This is a genomic window from Solimonas variicoloris DSM 15731, assembly GCF_000382285.1.
Taxonomy (GTDB): domain Bacteria; phylum Pseudomonadota; class Gammaproteobacteria; order Nevskiales; family Nevskiaceae; genus Solimonas; species Solimonas variicoloris.
The window spans coordinates 168,029-190,211 of record NZ_KB907926.1; the positions used below are offsets into that span (position 1 = coordinate 168,029).

At 68.4% G+C, this 22,183-nt stretch carries 23 protein-coding genes; 8 read left to right on the forward strand and 15 right to left on the reverse strand.

Annotated features, from left to right (window positions below; genetic code table 11):
* Positions 1 to 8: 8 nt before the first annotated feature.
* The 7 genes from rlmE to hmgA form a co-directional block, all read right to left on the reverse strand.
* Complete coding sequence (gene rlmE, locus H149_RS0103345) at positions 9 to 638, reverse strand: 23S rRNA (uridine(2552)-2'-O)-methyltransferase RlmE (RefSeq protein ID WP_020648319.1); 630 nt, start codon at positions 636 to 638, stop codon at positions 9 to 11.
* A gap of 79 nt (positions 639 to 717) precedes the next feature.
* Positions 718 to 1,194 carry a transcription elongation factor GreA gene (gene greA / locus H149_RS0103350; protein ID WP_020648320.1) on the reverse strand — a complete coding sequence of 159 codons (477 nt, stop codon included), beginning with the start codon at positions 1,192 to 1,194 and terminating at the stop codon, positions 718 to 720.
* A 147-nt stretch (positions 1,195 to 1,341) separates the two neighbouring features.
* Positions 1,342 to 4,587, reverse strand: coding sequence for a carbamoyl-phosphate synthase large subunit (carB, locus tag H149_RS0103355; protein ID WP_020648321.1), 3,246 nt, complete (start codon positions 4,585 to 4,587; stop codon positions 1,342 to 1,344).
* 20 nt (positions 4,588 to 4,607) lie between these two features.
* Complete coding sequence (gene leuE, locus H149_RS0103360) at positions 4,608 to 5,258, reverse strand: leucine efflux protein LeuE (RefSeq protein ID WP_020648322.1); 651 nt, start codon at positions 5,256 to 5,258, stop codon at positions 4,608 to 4,610.
* A 5-nt stretch (positions 5,259 to 5,263) separates the two neighbouring features.
* Positions 5,264 to 6,400 (reverse strand): glutamine-hydrolyzing carbamoyl-phosphate synthase small subunit, encoded by a 1,137-nt coding sequence (gene carA / locus H149_RS0103365; protein ID WP_020648323.1) that lies wholly within the window; start codon positions 6,398 to 6,400, stop codon positions 5,264 to 5,266.
* Positions 6,401 to 6,565: 165 nt separating this feature from the next.
* Entirely contained in the window at positions 6,566 to 7,873 is a 1,308-nt protein-coding gene (gene fahA / locus H149_RS0103370) for a fumarylacetoacetase (RefSeq protein WP_039747955.1), read from the reverse strand.
* Positions 7,874 to 7,878: 5 nt separating this feature from the next.
* A complete protein-coding gene (gene hmgA / locus H149_RS0103375; RefSeq protein WP_020648325.1) occupies positions 7,879 to 9,183 on the reverse strand; it encodes a homogentisate 1,2-dioxygenase in 1,305 nt (434 codons plus the stop codon).
* A gap of 135 nt (positions 9,184 to 9,318) precedes the next feature.
* On the opposite strand from hmgA, the gene H149_RS19520 reads away from it, so the two are divergent.
* Positions 9,319 to 9,852: a MarR family winged helix-turn-helix transcriptional regulator gene (locus H149_RS19520; protein ID WP_020648326.1), complete on the forward strand. Its 534-nt coding sequence runs from the start codon at positions 9,319 to 9,321 to the stop codon at positions 9,850 to 9,852.
* Positions 9,853 to 9,859: 7 nt separating this feature from the next.
* On the opposite strand, the gene H149_RS19525 is transcribed toward H149_RS19520, so the two are convergent.
* From H149_RS19525 to H149_RS19530, 7 genes are all read right to left on the reverse strand, one after another.
* Positions 9,860 to 11,305: a pyridoxal-phosphate dependent enzyme gene (locus H149_RS19525; RefSeq protein WP_020648327.1), complete on the reverse strand. Its 1,446-nt coding sequence runs from the start codon at positions 11,303 to 11,305 to the stop codon at positions 9,860 to 9,862.
* Between the two features lie 46 nt (positions 11,306 to 11,351).
* A complete protein-coding gene (locus tag H149_RS0103390) occupies positions 11,352 to 12,437 on the reverse strand; it encodes a PA0069 family radical SAM protein (RefSeq protein WP_020648328.1) in 1,086 nt (361 codons plus the stop codon).
* Between the two features lie 234 nt (positions 12,438 to 12,671).
* Positions 12,672 to 13,166: a GNAT family N-acetyltransferase gene (locus tag H149_RS0103395; RefSeq protein ID WP_020648329.1), complete on the reverse strand. Its 495-nt coding sequence runs from the start codon at positions 13,164 to 13,166 to the stop codon at positions 12,672 to 12,674.
* Entirely contained in the window at positions 13,166 to 13,957 is a 792-nt protein-coding gene (gene dapB / locus H149_RS0103400) for a 4-hydroxy-tetrahydrodipicolinate reductase (RefSeq protein ID WP_039747848.1), read from the reverse strand. The genes H149_RS0103395 and dapB overlap by 1 nt, the downstream gene beginning before the upstream one ends.
* 104 nt (positions 13,958 to 14,061) lie before the next feature.
* Positions 14,062 to 15,006, reverse strand: a complete 945-nt coding sequence (locus H149_RS0103405) for a DegV family protein (RefSeq protein ID WP_020648331.1) — start codon at positions 15,004 to 15,006, stop codon at positions 14,062 to 14,064.
* A 54-nt stretch (positions 15,007 to 15,060) separates the two neighbouring features.
* The gene (locus H149_RS0103410) at positions 15,061 to 15,441 is read right to left on the reverse strand and encodes a MazG nucleotide pyrophosphohydrolase domain-containing protein (protein ID WP_020648332.1); all 381 of its coding nucleotides are present in this window, start codon (positions 15,439 to 15,441) and stop codon (positions 15,061 to 15,063) included.
* The gene (locus tag H149_RS19530) at positions 15,438 to 16,088 is read right to left on the reverse strand and encodes a CoA pyrophosphatase (protein ID WP_020648333.1); all 651 of its coding nucleotides are present in this window, start codon (positions 16,086 to 16,088) and stop codon (positions 15,438 to 15,440) included. Before H149_RS19530 ends, H149_RS0103410 begins: the two co-directional genes overlap by 4 nt.
* Before the next feature lie 47 nt (positions 16,089 to 16,135).
* Between H149_RS19530 and H149_RS19535 the strand changes: the two genes are divergently transcribed.
* From H149_RS19535 to H149_RS0103445, 6 genes are all read left to right on the forward strand, one after another.
* Positions 16,136 to 16,591: a PaaI family thioesterase gene (locus H149_RS19535; protein WP_020648334.1), complete on the forward strand. Its 456-nt coding sequence runs from the start codon at positions 16,136 to 16,138 to the stop codon at positions 16,589 to 16,591.
* Entirely contained in the window at positions 16,588 to 17,031 is a 444-nt protein-coding gene (locus tag H149_RS0103425) for a PaaI family thioesterase (protein ID WP_020648335.1), read from the forward strand. Before H149_RS19535 ends, H149_RS0103425 begins: the two co-directional genes overlap by 4 nt.
* On the forward strand, positions 17,028 to 17,306 hold the full coding sequence (locus tag H149_RS0103430; protein WP_020648336.1) for a hypothetical protein: 279 nt from the start codon (positions 17,028 to 17,030) through the stop codon (positions 17,304 to 17,306). Before H149_RS0103425 ends, H149_RS0103430 begins: the two co-directional genes overlap by 4 nt.
* Positions 17,307 to 17,397: 91 nt before the next feature.
* Entirely contained in the window at positions 17,398 to 17,712 is a 315-nt protein-coding gene (locus H149_RS0103435) for an SCP2 sterol-binding domain-containing protein (protein ID WP_020648337.1), read from the forward strand.
* 3 nt (positions 17,713 to 17,715) lie between these two features.
* Positions 17,716 to 18,408, forward strand: a complete 693-nt coding sequence (locus H149_RS19540) for a class I SAM-dependent methyltransferase (protein WP_020648338.1) — start codon at positions 17,716 to 17,718, stop codon at positions 18,406 to 18,408.
* A 528-nt stretch (positions 18,409 to 18,936) separates the two neighbouring features.
* Positions 18,937 to 19,434, forward strand: a complete 498-nt coding sequence (locus H149_RS0103445; RefSeq protein WP_020648339.1) for a SixA phosphatase family protein — start codon at positions 18,937 to 18,939, stop codon at positions 19,432 to 19,434.
* Positions 19,435 to 19,521: 87 nt separating this feature from the next.
* Here the strand turns inward: H149_RS0103445 and H149_RS0103450 are convergent, their stop codons facing one another.
* Complete coding sequence (locus H149_RS0103450; protein ID WP_020648340.1) at positions 19,522 to 19,917, reverse strand: DUF1249 domain-containing protein; 396 nt, start codon at positions 19,915 to 19,917, stop codon at positions 19,522 to 19,524.
* A gap of 136 nt (positions 19,918 to 20,053) precedes the next feature.
* On the opposite strand from H149_RS0103450, the gene H149_RS0103455 reads away from it, so the two are divergent.
* On the forward strand, positions 20,054 to 21,685 hold the full coding sequence (locus H149_RS0103455) for an alpha-D-glucose phosphate-specific phosphoglucomutase (RefSeq protein ID WP_020648341.1): 1,632 nt from the start codon (positions 20,054 to 20,056) through the stop codon (positions 21,683 to 21,685).
* The last annotated feature ends 498 nt before the right edge of the window (positions 21,686 to 22,183 follow it).

Below are 22,183 nucleotides of genomic sequence, written 5' to 3' on the forward strand. Positions count from 1 at the left end.
ATTGCACCTTACACCGCACGGAAGTTGCGCGCCAGCAAATAAACTTCACTAGAGCGCGCCCGCGAAGCCTTGGGCTTGCGGATGCTGACGGTCTCGAACGCCTCGCGCATGACCTTCAGATAGGCGTCGAAACCCTCGCCCTGAAACGCCTTGACCAGCAGCGTGCCGCGCGGCTTCAGATGCGCCTTGGCGAACTCGAGCGCCAGCTCGCAGAGATGGATGCTGCCGGCCTGATCGGCGGCGTCGACGCCCGACAGGTTCGGCGCCATGTCACTGAGCACCACGTCGACCGACAGGTCGCCGACCTTGGCCTCGAGCTGGTGCAGGACCGCGTCCTCGCGAAAGTCGCCGACGATGATGTCGACCGCCGGGATCGGATCGAACGGCAGGATGTCGAGCGCGAACAGCTGGCCCTTGGCGCCGAGCAGCGGCCGGGCGTACTGGCTCCAGCCGCCCGGCGCGGCGCCGAGATCGACGACGATCTGACCCGGACGCAGGATCTTGTCCTTCTCCTGGATTTCCTTGAGCTTGAACACGGCCCGCGAGCGATAGCCCAGTCGCCGGGCTTCCTGGACGTACGGATCGGACTCGTGCTCGGCGAGCCAGCGGGCGGAACTGGGGCGGCGTTTCTGCGTCATGGAGGGAGCGGCAGTCATGCCCGCCGAGATGCGGGCGAAATCGCCGGCTTCAAGGTCCGGGCCTGAAAGACGTCCTGCTTTAGAGGTAGCGGACGCCGACAACCTCGAACTCGCGCACGCCTTGCGGCGTCGCGACTTGCACGAAGTCCCCTTCGGCCTTGCCGATCAGGGCCTTGGCGATCGGGCTGTTGACCGACAGCAGGCCCGCCTTCACGTCCGCCTCGTCCTCGCCGACGATCTGGTAGTTCATTTCCTCGCCGCTGTCGGCGTCGGCGAGCTGCACCGTCGCGCCGAAGATGATCTTGCCGTGCGCCGCGACCTGCTTGGGGTCGATGATCTGGGCGTTCGACAGCTTGGCCTCGATCTCCTGGATCCGCCCCTCGTTGAAGCCGTGCTGCTCGCGGGCCGCGTGGTACTCGGCGTTCTCCTTGAGATCGCCGTGCGAACGCGCCTCTTCGACGGCAGCGATGATCGTCGGCCGCAGCTCGCTCTTGCGGTGCCGGAGTTCTTCGCGCAGCTTCTCGGCGCCGCGCAGCGTCATCGGGGTCTTGCTCATCTCTATCCCGTTATTTCGAATGGACAAAAGGACCGCGTGTCGGCGGCTTAGCCGACCTTCGGTCCGACTGGGGATACGCAAAGATACCATCACGGCCCGGGCACGCCCACCCCGCAGGGGCGGCGCGACCGGGCCGCGGCCGGCGGATCAGCGCAGGCCGGCGTGCAGGGTCTGCAGGCGGTTGACGTCCAGCTCGTCGAGGTGCTCCATCGCCACCGCCGCCGCCAGCGCGCCGGCGATGGTCGTGAAGTAGCAGACCTTGTGCTGGATCGCCGCGCCGCGGATCGACCGCGATTCCTCGATCGACTGCTTGCCTTCGGTGGTATTGGCGATGAACTGGATCTCGCCGTTCTTGATCATGTCGACGCAGTGCGGGCGGCCTTCCTTGACCTTGTTGACGCCCTGGCAGTCGATGCCGGCCTTGCGGATCATCGCCGCCGTACCGTGCGTGGCGACCACCTTGAAGCCCCGGCTCGTCACCAGGCGCGCCAGCTCGACCGCCTTCTTCTTGTCCTGGTCGCGGACCGAGATGAAGGCCTGGCCAGCGCGCGGCACCGTCATGCCGGCCGCCAGCAGCGCCTTGTTGAAGGCCTCGCCGAAATGCTTGCCGGTACCCATGACCTCGCCGGTCGAGCGCATCTCCGGCCCGAGCAGCGGATCGACGCCCGGGAACTTGGCGAACGGGAAGACCGATTCCTTGACCGAGAAGTACTTCGGCAGGATCTCGCCGGTGATGCCCTGCGCCTTCAGGCTCTGGCCGGCCATGCAGCGCGCGGCGATCTTCGCCAGCGGACGGCCGGTCGCCTTCGAGACGAACGGGCTGGTGCGCGAGGCGCGCGGATTGACCTCGAGCAGGAAGACCTTCGCGTCGCTGCCCTTGCCCTGCACCGCGAACTGCGTGTTCATCAAGCCGACGACGTTCAGCGCCTTGGCCAGCTTGACGATCTGGCTGCGGATCTCGTCGAGCACCTTCTTCGGCAGCGAATGCGCCGGCAGCGAGCAGGCCGAGTCGCCGGAATGCACGCCGGCCTCCTCGATGTGCTCCATGATGCCGCCGATCACGACGTCCTTGCCGTCGGCGAGCGCGTCGACATCGACCTCGATCGCATCGTTGAGGAAGCGGTCGAGCAGCACCGGCGAATCGTTCGAGACCTTCACCGCCTCACGCATGTAGCGCTTCAGGTCTTCGTCGTCGTGGACGATCTCCATGGCGCGGCCACCGAGCACGTAGCTCGGGCGCACGACCAGCGGATAGCCGATCTTCGACGCAACCGACAGCGCCTGCTTCTCGGACGTCGCCGTACCGTTCGGCGGCTGCAGCAGGCCGAGCTTTTCGACCAGCTTCTGGAAGCGCTCGCGGTCCTCGGCGAGGTCGATCGCGTCCGGCGTCGTACCGATGATCGGCGCGCCGGCGGCCTCGAGCTGGCGCGCCAGCTTCAGCGGCGTCTGGCCGCCGAACTGCACGATCACGCCCTTGGGCTTTTCGAGGTCGATGATTTCCATCACGTCCTCGAACGTCAGAGGTTCGAAATACAGGCGATCCGAGGTGTCGTAGTCGGTCGACACGGTCTCCGGATTGCAGTTGACCATGATGGTTTCGTAACCATCCTCGCGCAGCGCCAGCGCCGCGTGCACGCAGCAGTAGTCGAATTCGATGCCCTGGCCGATGCGGTTGGGACCGCCGCCGAGGATCATGATCTTCTCGCGCGTGCTCGGCTGCGCCTCGCACTCCTCGTCATAGCTGGAGTACAGGTACGCGGTCGAGGTCGGGAATTCGGCGGCGCAGGTGTCGACGCGCTTGTAGACCGGACGAATGCCGAAGCGATGCCGCGCGCGGCGCACGGAGTCCTCCTTGACGCCCATCAACCGGGCGAGGCGGCGATCCGAGAAGCCGAGTCGCTTGTAGCGCCGCAGATCGTCGGCCTCGATCTGGCTGATCTTCTGTCCGGCGATCTCCACTTCCGTCTTCAGGAGTTCCTCGATCTGCTCGAGGAACCAGACGTCGATCTTGCTGAACTTGTGCACCTCGGCGACCGACAGACCGGCGCGGAAGGCGTCGCCGACGTACCAGAGACGGCGGCCGCGCGGGATCGCCAGCTCGGTACGCACGCGATTCAGCGCCTCGTCGCCGTAGCGGCCGTCCTTGCCCGGTTCGACCTGCGGATCGAAGCCGTCGCTGCCGACCTCGAGGCCGCGCATCGCCTTCTGCAGCGATTCCTGGAAGTTGCGGCCCATCGCCATCACCTCGCCGACCGACTTCATCTGCGTCGTCAGACGCGAATCGGCCTGCGGGAACTTCTCGAAGGTGAAGCGCGGAATCTTGGTAACGACGTAGTCGATGCTCGGCTCGAACGAGGCCGGCGTGGCACCGCCGGTGATGTCGTTCTGGAGCTCATCGAGCGTGTAGCCGACGGCGAGCTTGGCGGCGATCTTGGCGATCGGGAAGCCGGTCGCCTTCGAGGCCAGCGCCGACGAGCGCGACACGCGCGGATTCATCTCGATGACGATCATGCGGCCGTCGGCCGGGTTGATCGCGAACTGCACGTTCGAGCCGCCGGTGTCGACGCCGATCTTGCGCAGCACCGCGATGCTGGCGTTGCGCATGATCTGGTATTCCTTGTCGGTCAGCGTCTGCGCCGGCGCGACGGTGATCGAGTCGCCGGTGTGCACACCCATCGGATCGAAGTTCTCGATCGAGCAGACGATGATGCAGTTGTCCTTGCGGTCGCGGACCACCTCCATCTCGAATTCCTTCCAGCCGAGCAGCGACTCCTCGATGAGGACTTCGGTGGTCGGCGAAAGATCGAGACCGCGCATCACGATCTCCTCGAACTCCTCGACGTTGTAGGCGACGCCGCCGCCGGAGCCGCCGAGCGTGAAGCTCGGCCGGATGATCACCGGGAAGCCGATCTCCTGCTGGATCTTGCGCGCCTCCTCGATCGAGTGCGCGACGCCCGAGCGCGCCGAACCCAGACCGATCTCGGTCATCGCGTCGCGGAACTTCTGGCGGTCCTCGGCGAGATCGATGGCGTGCTCGTTGGCGCCGATCAGCTCGCAGCCGAACTTCTTCAGCACGCCTTCGCGCGCCAGCTCCAGCGCGCAGTTCAGCGCGGTCTGGCCGCCCATCGTCGGCAGCAGCGCGTCGGGGCGCTCCTTCTCGATGATCTTGGCGACCGACTGCCAGCGGATCGGCTCGATGTAGGTGGCGTCGGCCATTTCCGGGTCGGTCATGATCGTCGCCGGATTCGAGTTGACGAGGATCACGCGATAGCCTTCCTGGCGCAGCGCCTTGCAGGCCTGCGCACCGGAATAATCGAACTCGCAGGCCTGGCCGATCACGATCGGACCGGCGCCGATGATCAGGATGCTTTGGATGTCTGTGCGTTTCGGCATCTTGCGACTCGTCTGACGGGCTAGTTGGCCGCGGCCGTTGCCAGCCGGGCACTGAAACTCAGGAACAGGGCACCGACCCCACCGGTCGCCCCGGCGCTCAGGCGCCGGCGCACGCGGAACGCCGCGGCGAGGCGGTGGCCGGCGAAGATCAGGGTGCTCAGGTAGGCAAAGCTCGCGATCTGCACGATCGCGCCGAGCGCGGCGAACGACAGCGCCGGATACGGGTAGCTGCGATCGACGAACTGAATGAAGAACGACATGAAGAACAGGATCGCCTTCGGGTTCAGGAGGCTGATCGCCAGCGCGCGCTGGAACGGCCGCGCCGTCGCCGGCTCGGCGAGCGGCGCCGTTGCCGCCGGCTGCGCTTCGCGATGCCAGGTCCGCCAGGCGCCGCGCAGCAGGCTCAGACCGAGCCAGGCCAGATAGGCGGCGCCGGCCCACTTGAGCGCGAAGAACAGCTGCGGATAGGCGCGCAGCAGCGAGGCGACGCCGGCAGCCGCCAGCAGCATCAGGATGAAATCGCCGACGAACACGCCGCAGGCCGCGCGATAGCCGGCGCGCACGCCATCGCGCGCCGCCACGCTGAGCACGAACATCGAGTTCGGGCCGGGCAGCACGACGATGATCACCACTCCGATCACGTAAGTGGCGATGTCGGTGATTCCGAACACGGGGCTTACCGCTGTTCCGCCATCAGGCCCACGAAGCGGTCGAACAGTTCGGCGACGTCGTGCGGGCCGGGGCTGGCCTCGGGATGCCCCTGGAAGCTGAAGGCCGGCGCATCGAGCACGCGCAGACCCTGGTTGGAACCGTCGAACAGCGAGCGGTGCGTGGCGACGACATTCTTCGGCAGCGTCGCCTCGTCAACCGCGAAGCCGTGATTCTGGCTCGTGATCATCACGCGGCCGGTTTCCAGATCCTGCACCGGATGATTGGCGCCGTGGTGGCCGAGCTTCATCTTCAGCGTCTGCGCGCCCAGCGCGAGACCGAGAATCTGGTGGCCGAGGCAAATGCCGAACAGCGGAATCTTCTTGGCGAGGAAGGTGCGCGCGGCGGCGATCGCGTAATCGCAGGGTTCCGGATCGCCGGGGCCGTTCGACAGCATGATGCCGTCCGGCTTGAGCTTGAGCACCTCGGCGGCGCTGGTCTGCGCCGGCACCACGGTGACGCGGCAGTCGCGGTCGACGAGCAGGCGCAGGATGTTCGACTTGATGCCGTAGTCGTAGACCACGACGTGGAAGCGGCCGCCTTCGCGCAGCGTCTCGCGGTTGGTCTCCAGCGTCCACGAGCCGCGCGTCCACGCGTACGGCTTGGTCACCGAGACGACCTTGGCGAGGTCCATGCCCTTCAGGCCGGGAAACGCGCGCGCCGCGTCGAGCGCCTTCTTCTCGGTGATGCGGCTGCCGGCGAGGATGCAGCCGTTCTGCGCGCCCTTGTCACGCAGGATGCGCGTCAGGCGACGCGTATCGATGCCGGCGATCGCAACCGTCTTGTTGGCTTTCAGATACTCGCGGAAATCCTGCGTCGAGCGGAAATTGCTGTGCCGGCGCGGCACCTCGCGCAGCACCAGGCCGGCGATGTGCACGCGCTCGGATTCCGCGTCCTCGGCATTGGTGCCGACGTTGCCGATGTGCGGATAGGTCAGCGTGACGATCTGCTCGCGGTACGAAGGATCCGTGAGGATTTCCTGATAGCCGGTCATCGCTGTGTTGAAAACGACTTCACCGACCGTTAGACCATCGGCGCCGATGGAAACGCCCTTGAAGATGGAACCATCGGCGAGGGCAAGCAGGGCCGGTTTGAAGTCGGTCATCGGCGGATCTAATCCTGGGAGGCGGACACGAAAACGGGGGCGTGTCGTGCGTCTAGCGCCCCCGTACTGGATTAGGCCGGCATTATATTGGTGCAGCGCCGCAAGGTCCATCAAAACTTCGCGAAAAAATCCCCCAGACCGGCCGCGATCCGCGCCGCCGACCTTTCAGCCTTGCGCCGGCAGCACGGTCCCCTCGACCTCGCCGAAACCGATCCGCGCCACCCCCTCGCCGGTGCACCAGCCGCGCAGGACGACGCGATCACCGTCGGCCAGGAAGCTGCGCGCCTCGCCGCCGATCGTCAGCGGCCGCTGCCCGCCTGCGGTCAGTTCGAGCAGCGAGCCGGCTTCGCCCGGCGTCGGCCCCGACTGCGTGCCGGTGCCGAGCAGATCGCCCGGGCGCAGATTGCAGCCGTTGACGCTGTGGTGGGCGACCAGCTGCGCGATCGTCCAGTACGCGTGCCGGAAGCTGGTCTCGGACAGCGCCTGCGGCGCCTCGCCGCGCGCGCGCATCGCCGCCGTCTCGATCAGCACCTGCAGGCGGATGTCGAAGGCGCCCGCGGCCCGGTTCGCCGCCGAATCGAGGTACGGCAGCGGCGCCGGATCGCCGTCCGGACGCACGAACGGCCGTCGGTACGGCGCCAGCGCCTCCAGCGTCACGATCCACGGTGAAATCGTGGTCGCGAAGTTCTTGGCGAGGAACGGACCGAGCGGCTGGTATTCCCAGGCCTGCAGATCGCGCGCCGACCAGTCGTTGAGCAGACAAAGTCCGAAGATGTGCGACTCGGCCTCGGCGATCGGCACCGCCTGGCCGAGGGCGTTGCCTGGGCCGACGAAGACGCCGAGCTCGAGCTCGTAATCGAGCTTCTTCGACGGCCCGAAGGTGGGCGCCGCCGCGCCCGGCGCCAGCGTCTGCCCGCAGGGCCGTGCGAAGCGCTGGCCGGAAACGCCGATCGACGAACTGCGCCCGTGGTAGCCGATCGGCACCCACCGGTAGTTCGGCAGCAGCGGCTGGTCGGGCCGGAACAGGCGGCCGACGCTGGTCGCGTGGTGGATCGAGGCATAGAAATCCGTGTAGTCGCCGATCGTCGCCGGCAAGGCGTACTCGGCCTCGGCCTGCGCCAGCAGGCAGGGCTCGAGCGTCGCGCGCAGCGACGAACCCTCGCGCAGCGCGCGCGACAGCGCCAGGCGCAGTGCCGACCAGGCCGGCGCACCGAGCGCCATCAGCGCGTTCAGCGTCGCCTGCGCGCCGGCCTGCAGGGCCTGCGCCGCGAGGCCTTCGAACGGTGCGCGTGCGGCGAGCGCCGCCAGATCGACGATCCGCTCGCCGATCGCGACGCCGCCGCGCCACGCCTCGTCCGTGCCGCGACGGCGGAACACCGCGAACGGCAGGTTCTGGATCGGAAAATCACCGTCGGACGCCTGCGCGCCGGGCACCCAGCTGCGCAGCGACGGCGCGTGTGTTTCGTTGAGCATGAAGATCAGCAATGTGCGGGATCGAAGTGCTTGCGCAGGCCCTGCCAGCAGGCGCGGTAATCACGCTGCCGATGCGGGGCATCGACGGCGGCGCGCGCCGGCACGAGCGGCAGCCGGGACTCGAACATGAAGGCCATGGTGTCAGCGATGCGCTCCGGGCGCGACAGGTCGGCGTGGCTCGCCCGCTCGAACGTCGCCGCATCGGGGCCGTGGCCGCTCATGCAGTTGTGCAGCGAGGCGCCGCCGGGCACGAAACCGTCGGCCTTGGCGTCGTAGACGCCGTGGATCAGGCCCATGAATTCGCTGGCGACGTTGCGGTGGAACCACGGCGGCCGGAACGTGTCCTGCATCACCAGCCAGCGCGGCGGAAAAATCACGAAATCGAGGTTGCTGACGCCGTCGCTGTCGCTTGGCGCGTGCAGCACGAGGAAGATCGACGGGTCGGGATGGTCGTAGGAGATCGAGCCGATCGCGTTGAAGCGCCGCAGATCGTAGCGATACGGCGCGTGACGCCCGTGCCAGGCGACGACGTCGAGCGGCGAATGGTCGATCTGCGCGCGCCACAGGCGGCCCTGATACTTGGCGAGCAATTCGCCGTCGACCTCGCGATCCTCGTAGGCCGCAACCGGCGTCTCGAAGTCGCGGGCATTGGCGAGGCCGTTGGCGCCGATCGGACCGAGATCCGGCAGCTTCAGCGGCGCACCGAAGTTCTCGCAAACATAGCCGCGCGCCGTCGCGTCGCGCAGTTCGACGGCGAAGCGCACGCCGCGCGGGATCACCGCGATCTGCTGCGGCTCGAGCTCGATGCGGCCGAGTTCGGTCGCCAGCCGCAGGCGTCCGAGCTGCGGCACGATCAGCAGTTCGCCGTCGGCATCGTAGAACCAGCGCTCGCGCATCGAGCGGTTCGCTGCATAGAGATAGATCGCGCAACCGCTCTGCAGCGCCGGCCCGCCGTTGCCGGCGTAGGCGACGAGTCCGTCGACGAAGTCGGTCGCTGCGGTCGGCAGCGGCAGCGGACCCCAGCGCAGCGGCTCGGGCGTCGCCAAGCCGTCGGCCAGCGCTTCGATGCCGGCATGCGGCAGCGGCATGAACGCGCCGTGCGTCAGCGCCGGGCGGATGCGGTACAGCCAGGTGCGCCGGTTGGCATGGCGCGGCGCCGTGAATGCGGTGCCGGACAGTTGCTCGGCGTAGAGACCGTAGGCACAGCGCTGCGGCGCATTGCGACCGACCGGCAGCGCGCCGGGCAAGGCCTCGGTCGCGAACTCGTTGCCGAAGCCGCTCTGGTACGGCGCGCCGCTGGCGATACGCATGGGGACTCCTCCGGCGGTCGGGCGCCTTCGCCGGCTCGTGCCAAGCTCGACGGCTCGCTGCGCCGCTTCTATAGTTGTGATCGCAACCATCGTAGAAAGCGACCCGGACCGGGTCAAGACGGGAGAAACCCCGGGATGCCCGCCGCCACCGAGCTGCAGCTGCTGCGCTTCCTGCCGTTCCGCCTCAACCGGCTGGCCGTCGAAGTCAGCCAGAATCTGGCGCAGATCTACCGGCAGCGCTACGGCATCGATGTCCCGGAATGGCGCATCCTCGCCACGCTGGGCGCCGAAGGCCGCTGCACGGCACAGGCGATCGCCGCCTCGACGCGCATGCACAAGACCCGCGTCAGCCGCGCGGTCGCCTATCTGCGGGAAGCGGGTCACGTCCGCGTCGCGGGCGGCACGGCCGACGGCCGTGAAACGCAGCTGCAGCTGACGCCGCGCGGGCGCCGCCTCTACGAAACGCTGGTGCCGCTGGCGCTGGCGCGCGAGCGCGAGTTGCTCGCCACGCTGGACCCCGTCCTGGCCGCGGCCTTTCTCGAAGCGCTGGACCGTCTCGAAACGGCGCTGCAGCTGCCGCGCACCGAAGCCGCCCTTCGCGCCGGCCGGCCCGAAGGGCCGCGGCAGACGGCCCGGCAAACGTCCGGCAGCACCGCGCGAAGTACCTGAGGCCGAGCTATAGCGGCACGCCCATCGCGCGGCCGATCTGCCAGATGTTCTTGTCGACCTGTTCCGAGACCATCATGATGACCGACTGCTCGGCGCTCATCTTGGCGGCCTCCTGCAGCGCCCAGCCGAGCGCATACGCAGTCTCGATCGCCGGAATGACGCCCTCGTGTTTGCTGAGGTCGTAGACAGCGCGCTTGGCAGCCGCCGGCGTGCCCTTCACATACTCGACGCGGCCGCTCGCCTTGAGCCAGGCGTGTTCGCGCGTCGTGCGCGGATAATCCATGCCTTCGAGAATCACCGCCGCGCGCTGCTGCTCCTGCAGCGTCAAGGTCTGCGGCCCGCCGCCGCCGCGCTCGGCAGCGGCATCGAGATGATCGCGCGTTTCGACGCAGACCAGGCGGGTGCCGGCCGCGCGCAGGAACGGCGGAAACAGGCCGATCGCATCGGCATTGTCGCCGGCGCGCGCGACCAGCAGGTCCGGCACTTTCTTGTTGATCGCATACAGCTGGCGACGACATTCGCGCCCCGCCACCGAAGCCATTTCCAGCGACAGCATCGGATACGGGTGCGGCGCCGCGTCGAGCCCCATCGCCAGAAAGCACTCGCCGAGATTGGCGACCCAGTGCGCCCAGGCCTCCTTGCGGATGTCGCTGGTCTTGCTCGGCCCGGTGCCGGCCTCGAGGACCTGGGCGCCCATCATCCACATGCGGAACAGATTTCCGGCCTGCAACTGCATCTGGCAGCTTTCCATGTAGACCACCGCGTCGAGCCCGAGGCGCGCTGCCACCGAGGCGAGCACCACGCCGCTGCGCCCGTTGGCGCTGAAACCGACCAGCGTCTTCTTGCCCATGCGCTTGGCCAGCATCGCCTGGCCGCACAGCGCCGCGAGCAGGTGCGAGGGCTGGGCGCTGAGGTCCTCGCGCTTCAGATAGATGCGCGCGCCGCCGACATGGCGCGACAGCGAAGCGGCGAACTGCAGCGAAGTCGGGTGTCCGGCGCTCTGGATCAGCTCGGCGTCGAGCTCGGCGATGAAATGCGGGTCCTTGCGCACCGCCTCGTAGGCTTCGGCGACTTCGGCAAGCGGCTTGCGGAAACGCTCGTCCTCGCCGATGCGCTTGTACTCGCGCGGGGCGGACGCCCTGGCGGCGATGTACTCGACCTTGCCGTCGACCTCGGCTTCGAGAAACATCGGATCGTCGAGGGCGATGATGCGTCCCATGCTGACGATCCGGCTCCAGTCCTGCGAGCGCCGCAGGTTCGGAATCATGTCCTGGACCTGGCGCGCGTGCTTGAGGAAAGCCTCGACCCGGCGCGTCTCGTAGTACAGCTCGACCAGCTTCAGCCGCAGGTCCAGGACGGTGGGCTGGCTGGCGATCTGACGCAGCAGCAGCTTTTCGAGATCGTCGTAGAACGCCCCCGTACTCTGAACCCTGACACTGCCGCGCTCCGTCATAGCAGCCCCTTCCCGTTGAGGCGGCCAGTATAAGGGGGGCTCCGCGTCAGAGCGCCAGATCCAGCTGGTCGCCGGCTTGCGGCGGCACGCGGAACTGCGTCGTCGACAGCCAGGCGCTGCGCTCGCCGGTATTCAGGCCCAGACGCCGGCAGGCCAGGTCGAAACGCTGGCGGATGATGCGCGCGTACTCGCCCTGCCCGGTCATGCGGCTGCCGAACGCCGGGTCGTTGTCGCGGCCGCCGCGCATCTGCCGGACCAGGCTCATGACGTGCTCCGCCTTCAGCGGCAGATGCGTCTCCAGCCATTCGCGGAACAAATCCTTCACCTCGTGCGGCAGACGCAGCGGGATATGCGCCGCCTGCCGCGCGCCGGCCGCGTGCGCCGCGGCGAGGATGCTTTCCAGTTCGGCATCGTTGACGAAGGGAATGACCGGCGAATACAGCACCATGGTCGGGATACCCGCCTCGGACAAGGCCCGTAGCGTACGCAGACGCGCCGCGCCGGAGGCGGCGCGCGGCTCCAGCGTGCGCTTGAGCTCGGGCTTGAGCGTGGTGATCGAGACCGCGACCGTCGCCAGACCGTCGCGCGCCAGATCCTGCAGCAGGTCGATGTCGCGCTCGATCAGGGTGCCCTTGGTGACGATGCCGACCGGATGGCGGAAACGCACCATTACTTCGAGCAGGCTGCGCGTGATGCGCAAATCCCGCTCGACCGGCTGGTACGGATCGGTATTGGCGCCGAGCGAGATCATCGAGCAGCGGTAGCCGGGCCGGCGCAGCTCGGCCTCCAGCAGCGCTGCGGCGTTCGGCTTGTAGAACAGCTGCGTTTCGAAATCGAGGCCCGGCGACAGGTTCAGATAGGCGTGCGTCGGCCGCGCGTAGCAATAGATGCAGCCGTGCTCGCAGCCGCGATACGGATTGATCGACTGCGTGAACGGCAGGTCCGGAGAATCGTTGCGCGCAATGATCGTGCGTGCCTGCTCGACGTGCAGCGTCGTCGCCTGCCGCGGCGGCGCGTCTTCGTCGAGCAGCCAGCCGTCGTCGAAACGCTCGGCGCGGCGCGACTCGAAGCGCCCCTCCGGATTGGAGACGGCGCCGCGCCCCTTCGGCGGCACGGACCCGGCGTCGCGCATCTCAGGCTCGGCGCCGGCCTGCGGCGGCGACGCGCCGCTCGTCGGCGCTGGCCGTACGGCCGGAGGTCACGCCGCGCCCGGCGCGATCGCTCGGCCGTGCCGGAGCGCCGCCGCCCGGCGCGCGCATGGCGTTCGCATCAAGCGCGACGCGGGCGGCACAAATGGCACGGCAGCGCAGGCGAGACATGGCAACTCCGGAACCCGGCGACGGCGCCGGACGGCGCCGTCATCGTTCTACCGCGGCCCGGCGAGTTGCGCCAGGCGGTTCAGGGCTGCGCCGCTGACGCGATTGATGATCCACTCGCGCTTCATCTCGGCACCGAGGCTCTGGTAGAAGCGGATCGCCGGCTCGTTCCAGTCGAGCACGGTCCATTCGTAGCGCCCGCAACCGCGTTCGACGCCGATGCGCGCGACCTCGGCGAGCAGGCGCTTGCCGATGCCGAGCCCGCGAAACGCCGGCTGCACGAACAGGTCTTCGAGGTAAATGCCCGGCTTGCCGACGAAGGTCGAGTAGTTGTGGAAGAACAGCGCGAACCCGGCCGGCTCGCCGTCGGCCTCGGCGATGATCGCCTCGGCGTACGGCCGCGCGCCGAACAGGTGCTCGCGCAGGCTGTCCTCGCCGGCGACGCACTCGTGCGCGAGTTTCTCGTACTCGGCGAGCGCGCGGATCAGCGCCAGCAGAAGTGCCGTGTCGGCGACGCTCGCCGCGCGGATCGTGATCGTCGCCATCAGAAGCCGAGCACCTGGCGCATCGTGTAGAGCCCCGGCTCGCGGCCGGCGAGCCAGGCCGCGGCACGCACGGCGCCGTTGGCGAAGTTCATGCGGCTCGAGGCCTTGTGCGCGATCTCCACGCGCTCGCCGTCGCCGAGGAACATCACCGTGTGATCGCCGACCACGTCGCCGCCGCGGATCGTCTGGAAGCCGATCGTGCGGCGCTCGCGCGGGCCGGTGTGGCCGTGGCGCGCGTAGACCGCGACCTCGTCCAGATCGCGGCCGACGCCGTGCGCGACCGCCTCGCCCATCATCAGTGCGGTGCCGCTCGGCGCATCGACCTTGTGGCGGTGATGCGCCTCGACGATCTCGATGTCGAAGTCGTCGCCGAGCGCGCGCGCGGCGTCCTCGAGCAGCTTCAGGCAAAGGTTGACGCCGATGCTGAAGTTGCCGGCCATCAGCACCGGCAGGCGCGTCGCGGCCGCCTCGATCAGCGCCTTCTGCTCGGCGCTGAAGCCGGTGGTGCCGATCACCATGCGCTTGCCGAGCGCGGCACAGGCTTCGAGCGCGGTGAGCGTACCTTCGGGACGGGTGAAGTCGATCAGCACATCGAACTGCGCGGCGGCGGCGGCGATGTCGGCGCTGATGCGCACCTCGCTGCCTTCGACCGGCCGGCCAAGCTCGGCGTGCCCGGCGCGCTCGAAGGCCGCACCCAGCTCGACCAGCGGCGAGGCGGCGACGGCGGCGGCGACGGCACGACCCATGCGGCCGGTGGCGCCGAGAATGGCAATGCGGGGACGAGCGGTCATGGTCGGCGGCAGAAAAAGGGGGCGCATAGATTAGCGGCGCGCCGCGCCGCCCGCAGCACATCGCGGCGCCCTTTCGGCGCGGCCGCCCGGCCGCGCACGCCGGTCTAGATGTCGGCCTCGTGCGGCTCGGCCGCGAACGCCAGGCCCAGAGCGCCGGCACCGACGTTGATGCCGCCGGTCACGCTCATCATGCTCTCGATGCACTCAACGCCGTGCTCGCTGCAGGTCCGTAGCAGATGCTCGTAGCCCGGCAAGGCGCGCATCTCGGCGAGGTCGCCGCCGTAGCACAGGCCCAGCGTCGGCGTCAGCAGGCCGGCGCGGACGCGCTCCCCGGCGTAAGTGAACAGCCGTGCGCAGGCGTCGTCGAAGTGACGCGGCTTGGCGACCGGTCCCGTCTCGTTGCGATAGCCGCGCACGATCGGCTTGATGTCGAGCATGGTGCCGAGCGCCGCGCCGACCCAGCCGACGCTGCGGTCGCCCTTCTTCTGGCCGCGCACGCGCAGGTAGTGCAGATCGCGCGGCACCATGTAGCCGTAGGTGTTCTGCACGATGAACTCGGCGCGCTCGCGGATCTTGTTGGGGTTCGCCGTGCCAGCCTCGATCAGGCGCACGATCTCGACCGCGCTGATCGCCTGCGCGACGAACAGGTTCTGCGTGTCGATCACGCGCAGCGCAAACGGCCCCGGAATGCCGGCCTGGGCGCGGATCGGCTTGTAGTCGCGCAGGATCGCGAACGAAGCCTGCGTGGCGTTGGCGTGGATCGGACTGCGGCTGCTGGCAATGGTCAGGCAGAACACGAAGTCGTAATCGAGCACCAGCTTGCGCAGGAACACGTCGCGAATCTGCTCGACCGAGAACGGTGACGAGCCGGCGTCGCCCCTGGCGCCGAGTCGCTCACGATAGAAGCGCAGCGTGGTTTCGGGATCACGCCGGTCGATCAGGTCCTGACCGTCCAGATGGATGGTGATCGGCAGGATCTGGATCTTGTGCCGCTCGATGAACTCCGGCGGCAGATCGCAGGCCGAATCGACGACGACGCCGATGCGCATGAGACTCCCTCCTCCCTCGCAAGTGGACCGCAGCCGGCCCGTGACCGACGCTTTCTATTTTTCGCGGCGCTTGGCTTCGAGCCAGCGCGCTTCCATCGCGTCGAGTCGTCGAGGATCGCCGATCGGCGGCAGCTGTTCAAGCGCGGCGCAGACGTGCGCAAAACGGCGCGCGAACTTGGCGTTGGTGCCGGCCAGCGCGGCCTCCGCGTCGACGCCGAGATGGCGGGCAAGGTTCACTGCCATGAACAGCACGTCGCCGAGTTCCTCCTGCGTGCGCAGGCGCCCCTGAGTCGCCGCTTCCTTGAGTTCGGCCACTTCCTCGTCGAGCTTGTCCCAGAGCTCGTCGAGCTGGCGCCAATCGAAGCCGAGCTCGGCGGCCTCGTGCTGCAGGCGCAGCGCCTCGGCGAGCGCGCCCTTGCCGGCGTCGGCACTCATCGGCGCATCCTTCCGGCGAGATCCCAGAGCATGCCGGCGGTCGCGCCCCAGATGCGGCGCCCCTGCCAGTTGACCTCGTAGATCGGCACCTCGAAACCGGCGCGCTCGAACAGCTTGCGCTCGAAGTTCGCCGGCTCGGCGAGCACCGAGAACGGCACGTCGAAGACCTCGGCGACTTCGTCCTGCTGCAGCGACAGCATCGGCTCGGGATCGACGATGCCAACCACCGGCGTCACCAGAAAACGGCTCAGCGTCGGGAAGTCGTCGAGATAGCCGACGATCTCCACGCTCGCCGGATCGAGGCCGACCTCTTCCTGGGCCTCGCGCAGCGCGTTGTCGACGGCGGTGATGTCGGAGGCATCCTTGGCGCCGCCCGGAAAGGCGATCTGGCCGCCGTGCGCACGCAGATTCGGGGCGCGCACCGTCAGCAGCACATGCAATTCGCTGCCGCGGCGGATCATCGGCACGAGCACGGCCGCCGGCCGCAAGCTTGCCCGCATCGCCGCCGGCATCAGCTTGTCGAGCAGCGGCATTTCCAGCGTGGCGATCGGCCGCGGCGTCTCCAGGTGCGTGTCGGCCAGCGCCGCCCGCAGGCGCCGCTCGAGCTCGGCGGCGGATACGGGTCGGTTCGGTTCGGGAGCATTCATCGTCGTCAGTTTAGCGGAGCCGCCGGGCTCGACCTAGAATCGTCGCCATGAGCGATCCCGACTTCATCGACGCGCTGCGCGAGCGCTATCTCGCGCTGTCCCCGCACATGGCCGAATGCGGCATGCAGGTCGGCGCGCTCAGCGCCGACGCCGCGGTCCTGATCCTGCCCTGGCGCGAGGACTGGCTCGGCGACAGCGAGAGCGGCCGCATCAATCCCGGCGTCATCACCGTACTGGTCGACAGCGCGGCCGGACTGGCGGTGCTGGCCCGCGTCGGCCAGCGCGAGCCGATCGCCACACTCGATTTGCGCATGGATTACCTGCGGCCGGCGTTTCGCGGTGCTGCCGTGCACTGCCGCACCAGCTGCTTTCGTTTGACGCAGAGCATCGCCTTCGTCCGCGCCACCGTCTGGCAGCACGACGAGGAGCAGCCGATCGCCAGCGCGCAGCTGGTCTTCATGCGCTCGAACGCGCCACGCCCCGGCCAGGCAGGTGCGCCATGAGCGCCTGGAGCGAAGCCCGGCGCGCGGCGCGCGAACGCGGCGACTATGCACCGCTGGTGGCACTGATTCCGTACGCGCGCTTTCTCGGCATGCGGGTCGAGCCGCATGAACAGCGGCCGCGCCTGCGCCTGCCGTTCCGCGACAGTCTGGTCGGTAATCCGCGCCTGCCGGCCTGGCACGGCGGGGTGACGGCGGCGTTCATGGAGAACACCGCGCTGCTGCATCTGCTGCTGCAACTCGATGCCCAGCGCATGCCCAAGAGCATCGATTTCGCGATCGACTACCTGCTGTCGGGCCGTCCCGAGGACCTGTACGCGGACTGCGAGATCACACGGCTCGGCAGTCGTGTCGCGCAGACGCAGATCCGCTGCTGGCAGAGCGATCCGGCGCGGCCGATCGCCATCGCGCGCGCTCATTTCCTGCTGTCGGCGTCGGAATGAATCCTTACCGGGACTGGCTGACGCTGCGCGAAATCGACGCCGCCGCCGGGCTCGCCAAAGGCCACGCGTTCCGCCGCTTCAAGCAGCTCGCGGCGCTGCGCGAGGAAGGCGTCGACTATCGCGTGCTCGATCATCGTCTGGCGACGTCCGAGATCGCGACGCTGCGCGCCGAGGGTCGCATCCACGGCAGCAGCATCAACGTCGTTCTGCTCGCGCCCGATTTCGCCGCAGCCTTGCTGGGGTCGCTGCGCGACGCCCCGCCGCGACACCAGTAAGCGGGCTTTCCATCTCGTCCGTTCTTGGGTTGTACGGCGCCGCGAGCTGGGCTTACGATGCGCACTCCTCACACCATTTCCGGAGCGTCTCATGTCTGCTGCTGAACTGCTGAAGAACCTGCCGTCCGCCTTCAATGCCGCCGAGGCGAGCGGCACCGATTGCACGATCCAGTTCAACTGCTCGCAGCCGGTCCATGCCGTCGTCAAGAACGGCGCCTGCGCGGTCGTCGACGGCGTGTCCAGCGCGGCCGACGTGACGATCACGATGGAAGACGACGATCTCGTCGCGCTGATGAAGGGCGAGCTCAACGGCATGACCGCGTTCATGACCGGCAAGCTGCAGGTCGAGGGCGACCTGATGCTCGCGCAGCGCCTGCCGGCCCTGTTCGACTCCAGCAAGCTCTAAGTCTTGTCGGCCACGCAGGACACGACCCCGGGCCTCGAAGCCCGGGGTTTTTCGTTTGCGCTGGAACGCGGCGCCGGCGGGCTCGAACTGCACGCGCGTCATCATCCCGAGTTCAAGCCGATCCGCTGCGACTGGACCGGCGCCGAGCTGGCGCGCCGCATCGCCGCCGGCAAGAAGCAGTTGCTGGCGCGCGCGATCGGCCTGCACAAGCATCCGCAGGCCGAGGTGCTCGACGCCACCGCCGGACTCGGCCGCGACGGCTTCACGCTCGCTGCGCTCGGGGCGCGGGTGACGATGGTCGAACGCCAGCCGCTGTTCGCGGCCCTGCTCGAGGACGCGCGCCTGCGCGCCCTCGCCGACCCGCGCTGGCGCGAAACGGCCGAGCGCATCGAGCTGATCGCCGGCGACGCTGGCGCGCTGATGCGCAGCGGACGGCGCTGGGACGTCGTCCATCTCGACCCCATGTATCCGCACCGCGGCAAGCAGGCCCTGCCGCAGAAGGAAATGCAGCTGCTGCGCGAACTGACCGGCAGCGATCCGGATGCCGAGGCGCTGCTCGCCCCGGCGCTCGTCTGTGCGCGCCTGCGCGTCGTCGTCAAGCGGCCAAGCGCCGCGCCATTTCTCGCCGACCGTGCGCCGGCATTCCAGATCAGCGGCACGCAGGCGCGCTACGACGTGTACCTGCCCGCGGCTTAGGGCCGGCGAGCGGATCGCGTCCGCGGTACCGCCTGGCGAACCGCCAGACTCCGGCTCCTTGGCCACGGCAGGGGCGAGCCGCGCAACGGGGTGATTCCCGCGAAGCGGGCCGCAACGTCGCCTGGCGGTTCGCCAGACGGCATCCCGCAGCACCCTATCGAACGCTGGTTGCCGCATCGCGGGCAGTTCCTTCACAAGCCGCAGGACCGGCAAGCCCCACCCAGCGCTAGAACAGCGGCGCCCCGGTCAGGACCCGCCGGGACGCTAGGCGGTGCTCGACCTGATGGGCGCCTGCCGCATCGGCGAGTTCATGGCCCTGACGGTGAACCTCAATCACGTCACCGATGCAAAGCAGCTCTCCAGCCGGTACGGGTCGCAGTCCTGCTACGTCGCCCCGCGCGGGATCAGCGCCAGCCGGAGCTGGCAATTCTGGGCTGCAACGCGAGCCGCACGGCGGATCCGGACCGGCCGGATCTGCCGCGCCGCAGCGGTGGATGCGCGCGCCACGGATGCGGAATACTCGCATCCATGCGCCTGCTCACTGTCGTCCGCCACGCCAAGTCGTCGTGGGACCATCCCGAACTCAGCGATTTCGAACGCCCGCTCAACGACCGCGGCCGCCGCGACGCGCCGCGCATGGCGGCGTGGGCGCGCCAGGCGCTCGGCGTGCCGGATCGCATCGTCAGCAGCCCGGCGCTGCGCGCGCTGACGACGGCGCGCCTGTTCGCCGACGCGTTCGGCATCGACAGCCATCAACTGCTGATCCAGCCCCGCATCTACGAAGCGGCGTTGCCGACGCTGCTGCGCCTGGTGCGCGGCTTCGATGACGCCGATCGCCACGTCATGCTGTTCGGACACAACCCGGGTCTCAGCGAACTGGCACACGCCCTGGCGCGCTGTCCGTTCGACGATCTGCCGACCTGCGCCGTCGCGCAGATCGCATTACCGATCGAACATTGGGCGCTGCTGGCGGAGCACGACGGGGCGCTGCGCGACTATCAGTTCCCGAAGCGCTTGCGCGACTGAGCCGGGCGCGCATCCCCCAGCATCAGCAGGGCCCCGCCGCGAGTTGCCGCAAGCCGGCGTGGAACCGCCCGCCGCTTGCCGGTGCGCTCAGGCCGGCGCCGGTTGCAGCGACGGCGCGGCATCGAAGGCGTGGCCGCGGTCGAGCAGGTAGTCGAGCCACTTGTTGAGCAGCAGATTGCGACGCCACTGCGCCGAGAGGAAGGCGTGGGCGGCCGGATCGGCGTCGTCCTCCGCCTCCCATGGCGGGCGCTGGCTGCATTCGAGCGCCTCGGCGACCGATGCATCGCGATACAGGCGCACCCACAGGTCCGGCTGCCGGCGCACCCCGGCCTCGTCGACGAATTCATAGGTCAGGCGCAGCGTCTGCGTATAGCGGTCGCGCTCGACGATCTCCAGATGCAGCGGACAGTCGCGCTCGCTGCGCGAGACCACGCGCTGGCGCGGCGCATGGCCGTCGAGCGCCGGCAGCAGCCGTTGCAGCATGCGGTAGTTCCGCTCGTAGAGCTCGAGCAGATGCGCAATACGCCGCGGCTTGCCGCAGCATGGGCAAAGATGCGTAGTAGCCTGCATGAGGGAACTATAAGATACCGGCCGAAAGCAAACCAACAGAACGACGAGCATGACGATCCGCGACATCCAGACCAAGCCCTACCTCGACCAGAAGGCCGGCACCGCAGGTCTGCGCAAGAAGGTCGCCGTGTTCCAGCAACCGCATTACCTGGAGAACTATCTGCAGTCGATCTTCGACTGCGTGCCGGAACTCCGGGGCGGCACCCTCGTCATTGGGGGCGATGGACGCTATCACAACCGCGCCGCGATCCAGACCACCGCGGCGATCGCCGCGGCCAACGGCATCGCTCGCCTGATCATCGGCCAGGGCGGCCTGCTGTCGACACCGGCGGCCTCGAACCTGATCCGCGTGCGCCAGGCTGCCGGCGGTCTGCTGCTGACGGCGAGCCACAACCCGGCCGGCCCGGACGGCGACTTCGGCCTCAAGTTCAACGTCGCCGGCGGCGGCCAGGCCAGCGAAGGTCTGACCGCGCGCATCTTCGAGTACAGCAAGGCGATCACGCACTACCGCGTGCTCGACGCGGCGCCGATCGACATCGATCGCCGCGGCGAGCAGTCGCTCGGCGACTGCGTGGTCGAGATCATCGACAGCGTCGACGACTACGCCCACCTGATGCAGCAGCTGTTCGATTTCGACCGCCTGCGCGACTGGCTCAAGCGCGGCGCGCGCCTGCGCTTCGACGCCATGCACGCCGTCACCGGCCCGTACGCGCAGCGCATCTTTGTCGAAATGCTCGGCGCGCCGGGCAGCAGCGTGATGAACGCCGTGCCGCTGGAGGACTTCGGCGGCGGCCACCCCGATCCGAACCTGATCTACGCCAAGCACCTCGCCGACCTCGCCTATCAGGATGACGCCCCGGATCTGATCGCCGCCAGCGACGGTGACGGCGATCGCAACATGATCCTCGGCCGCGGTCTGTTCGTCTCGCCGGGCGATTCGCTGGCGATGCTCGCCGCCAACCTGCAACGGCTGCCCGGCTATCGCGACGGCGTCAAGGGCATCGCCCGTTCGATGCCGACCTGCCGCGCCGCCGATCAGGTCGCCAAGGCGCTGCACGTGCCGCTGTACGAAACCCCGACCGGCTGGAAGTTCTTCTGCAATCTGCTCGACGCCGGCGACGTCACGATCTGCGGCGAAGAGAGCTTCGGCACCAGCTCGGCGCACGCGCGCGAGAAGGACGGCCTGTGGGCGGTGCTGGCCTGGGCCAACGTGCTCGCCGCAACCGGCAAGTCGGTGCGCGAGATCGCCGACCAGCACTGGCTGCACTTCGGCCGCCACTACTTCGCGCGCCACGACTACGAGGAACTGGCCGCACCGCAGGCCGAAGCGGTGATGCAGGGCCTGTCCTCGGAGCTGGCATCGCTGCCCGGCCGCAGCTTCGCCGATCTGCCGGTCACGCTCGCCGACGAATTCAGCTACCACGACAAGACCGACGGCAGCATCGCCACCGCACAGGGCCTGCGTATCGTCTGCGGCGACGACGCCCGCGCGGTGCTGCGCCTGTCGGGCACCGGCACCAAGGGCGCGACCTTGCGCGTCTATCTGGAGCGCTACCAGCGCGACCCCGGCCGGCTGCACTGGGATAATGCCGAGGCGCTGGCGCCGCTGGCCAAGGCGATCGACGAGCTGGCGCGGATCAGCGAGCTGACCGGGCGACGGACGCCCGACGTCATCACCTGAACACGGATCGGCCGCCGCGCCGCATCGGCCCTTGCCGCGGAATCCACCGCGCGCTGGGGCCGCGCCGGTCGATCAGCGGAACAGCGTTGCGCCGATCAAGACGCCGGCCACCAGAGAGAACGCGCCGGACCAGAATGCCCACGCATAGCGGCGCTTGATCCGCCACCTGTTACCAACTTGATCGTAATAGCGTAAGGGCACGACGTCAGCCGCCGACAGAGATGGGGGAAATGGCAGGACGCGCGCAGCACGTCCGATAGCGCACATAGTACGACAGAAAATCATTTCTTGTCGTAGGAAACCTGACCGTTTTTGCCTGACAAGCCTTGCTTTTCTAGGCATCACGAAAAGCGCCTGCGCCGGCATTCCGTCACCACCGTTTTCCGTCTCGCAGCTTCGCCGGAACTCCGTCTCTCCCGCTCGCAAAAGGCCTCTCGAGAGCGCGAGAAAATGGTGGAATATTAAGGTTTCTTAAGAATTCACCAGAATCCGCCATTT

Coding starts and splice junctions, on each gene's coding strand:
- carA (WP_020648323.1), bottom strand. CDS start 6,400: ATGACCGACTTCAAACCGGCCCTGCTTGCCCTCGCCGATGGTTCCATC.
- greA (WP_020648320.1), bottom strand. CDS start 1,194: ATGAGCAAGACCCCGATGACGCTGCGCGGCGCCGAGAAGCTGCGCGAA.
- H149_RS0103445 (WP_020648339.1), top strand. CDS start 18,937: ATGCGCCTGCTCACTGTCGTCCGCCACGCCAAGTCGTCGTGGGACCAT.
- H149_RS0103450 (WP_020648340.1), bottom strand. CDS start 19,917: ATGCTGCAACGGCTGCTGCCGGCGCTCGACGGCCATGCGCCGCGCCAG.
- dapB (WP_039747848.1), bottom strand. CDS start 13,957: ATGACCGCTCGTCCCCGCATTGCCATTCTCGGCGCCACCGGCCGCATG.
- H149_RS0103390 (WP_020648328.1), bottom strand. CDS start 12,437: ATGCGCGACGCCGGGTCCGTGCCGCCGAAGGGGCGCGGCGCCGTCTCC.
- hmgA (WP_020648325.1), bottom strand. CDS start 9,183: ATGCGTATCGCCAGCGGCGCGCCGTACCAGAGCGGCTTCGGCAACGAG.
- H149_RS0103395 (WP_020648329.1), bottom strand. CDS start 13,166: ATGGCGACGATCACGATCCGCGCGGCGAGCGTCGCCGACACGGCACTT.
- fahA (WP_039747955.1), bottom strand. CDS start 7,873: ATGCTCAACGAAACACACGCGCCGTCGCTGCGCAGCTGGGTGCCCGGC.
- H149_RS0103455 (WP_020648341.1), top strand. CDS start 20,054: ATGACGATCCGCGACATCCAGACCAAGCCCTACCTCGACCAGAAGGCC.
- H149_RS19530 (WP_020648333.1), bottom strand. CDS start 16,088: ATGAATGCTCCCGAACCGAACCGACCCGTATCCGCCGCCGAGCTCGAG.
- H149_RS0103410 (WP_020648332.1), bottom strand. CDS start 15,441: ATGAGTGCCGACGCCGGCAAGGGCGCGCTCGCCGAGGCGCTGCGCCTG.
- H149_RS19520 (WP_020648326.1), top strand. CDS start 9,319: ATGCCCGCCGCCACCGAGCTGCAGCTGCTGCGCTTCCTGCCGTTCCGC.
- H149_RS19525 (WP_020648327.1), bottom strand. CDS start 11,305: ATGACGGAGCGCGGCAGTGTCAGGGTTCAGAGTACGGGGGCGTTCTAC.
- H149_RS0103425 (WP_020648335.1), top strand. CDS start 16,588: ATGAGCGCCTGGAGCGAAGCCCGGCGCGCGGCGCGCGAACGCGGCGAC.
- H149_RS19535 (WP_020648334.1), top strand. CDS start 16,136: ATGAGCGATCCCGACTTCATCGACGCGCTGCGCGAGCGCTATCTCGCG.
- H149_RS0103430 (WP_020648336.1), top strand. CDS start 17,028: ATGAATCCTTACCGGGACTGGCTGACGCTGCGCGAAATCGACGCCGCC.
- rlmE (WP_020648319.1), bottom strand. CDS start 638: ATGACGCAGAAACGCCGCCCCAGTTCCGCCCGCTGGCTCGCCGAGCAC.
- H149_RS0103405 (WP_020648331.1), bottom strand. CDS start 15,006: ATGCGCATCGGCGTCGTCGTCGATTCGGCCTGCGATCTGCCGCCGGAG.
- H149_RS0103435 (WP_020648337.1), top strand. CDS start 17,398: ATGTCTGCTGCTGAACTGCTGAAGAACCTGCCGTCCGCCTTCAATGCC.
- carB (WP_020648321.1), bottom strand. CDS start 4,587: ATGCCGAAACGCACAGACATCCAAAGCATCCTGATCATCGGCGCCGGT.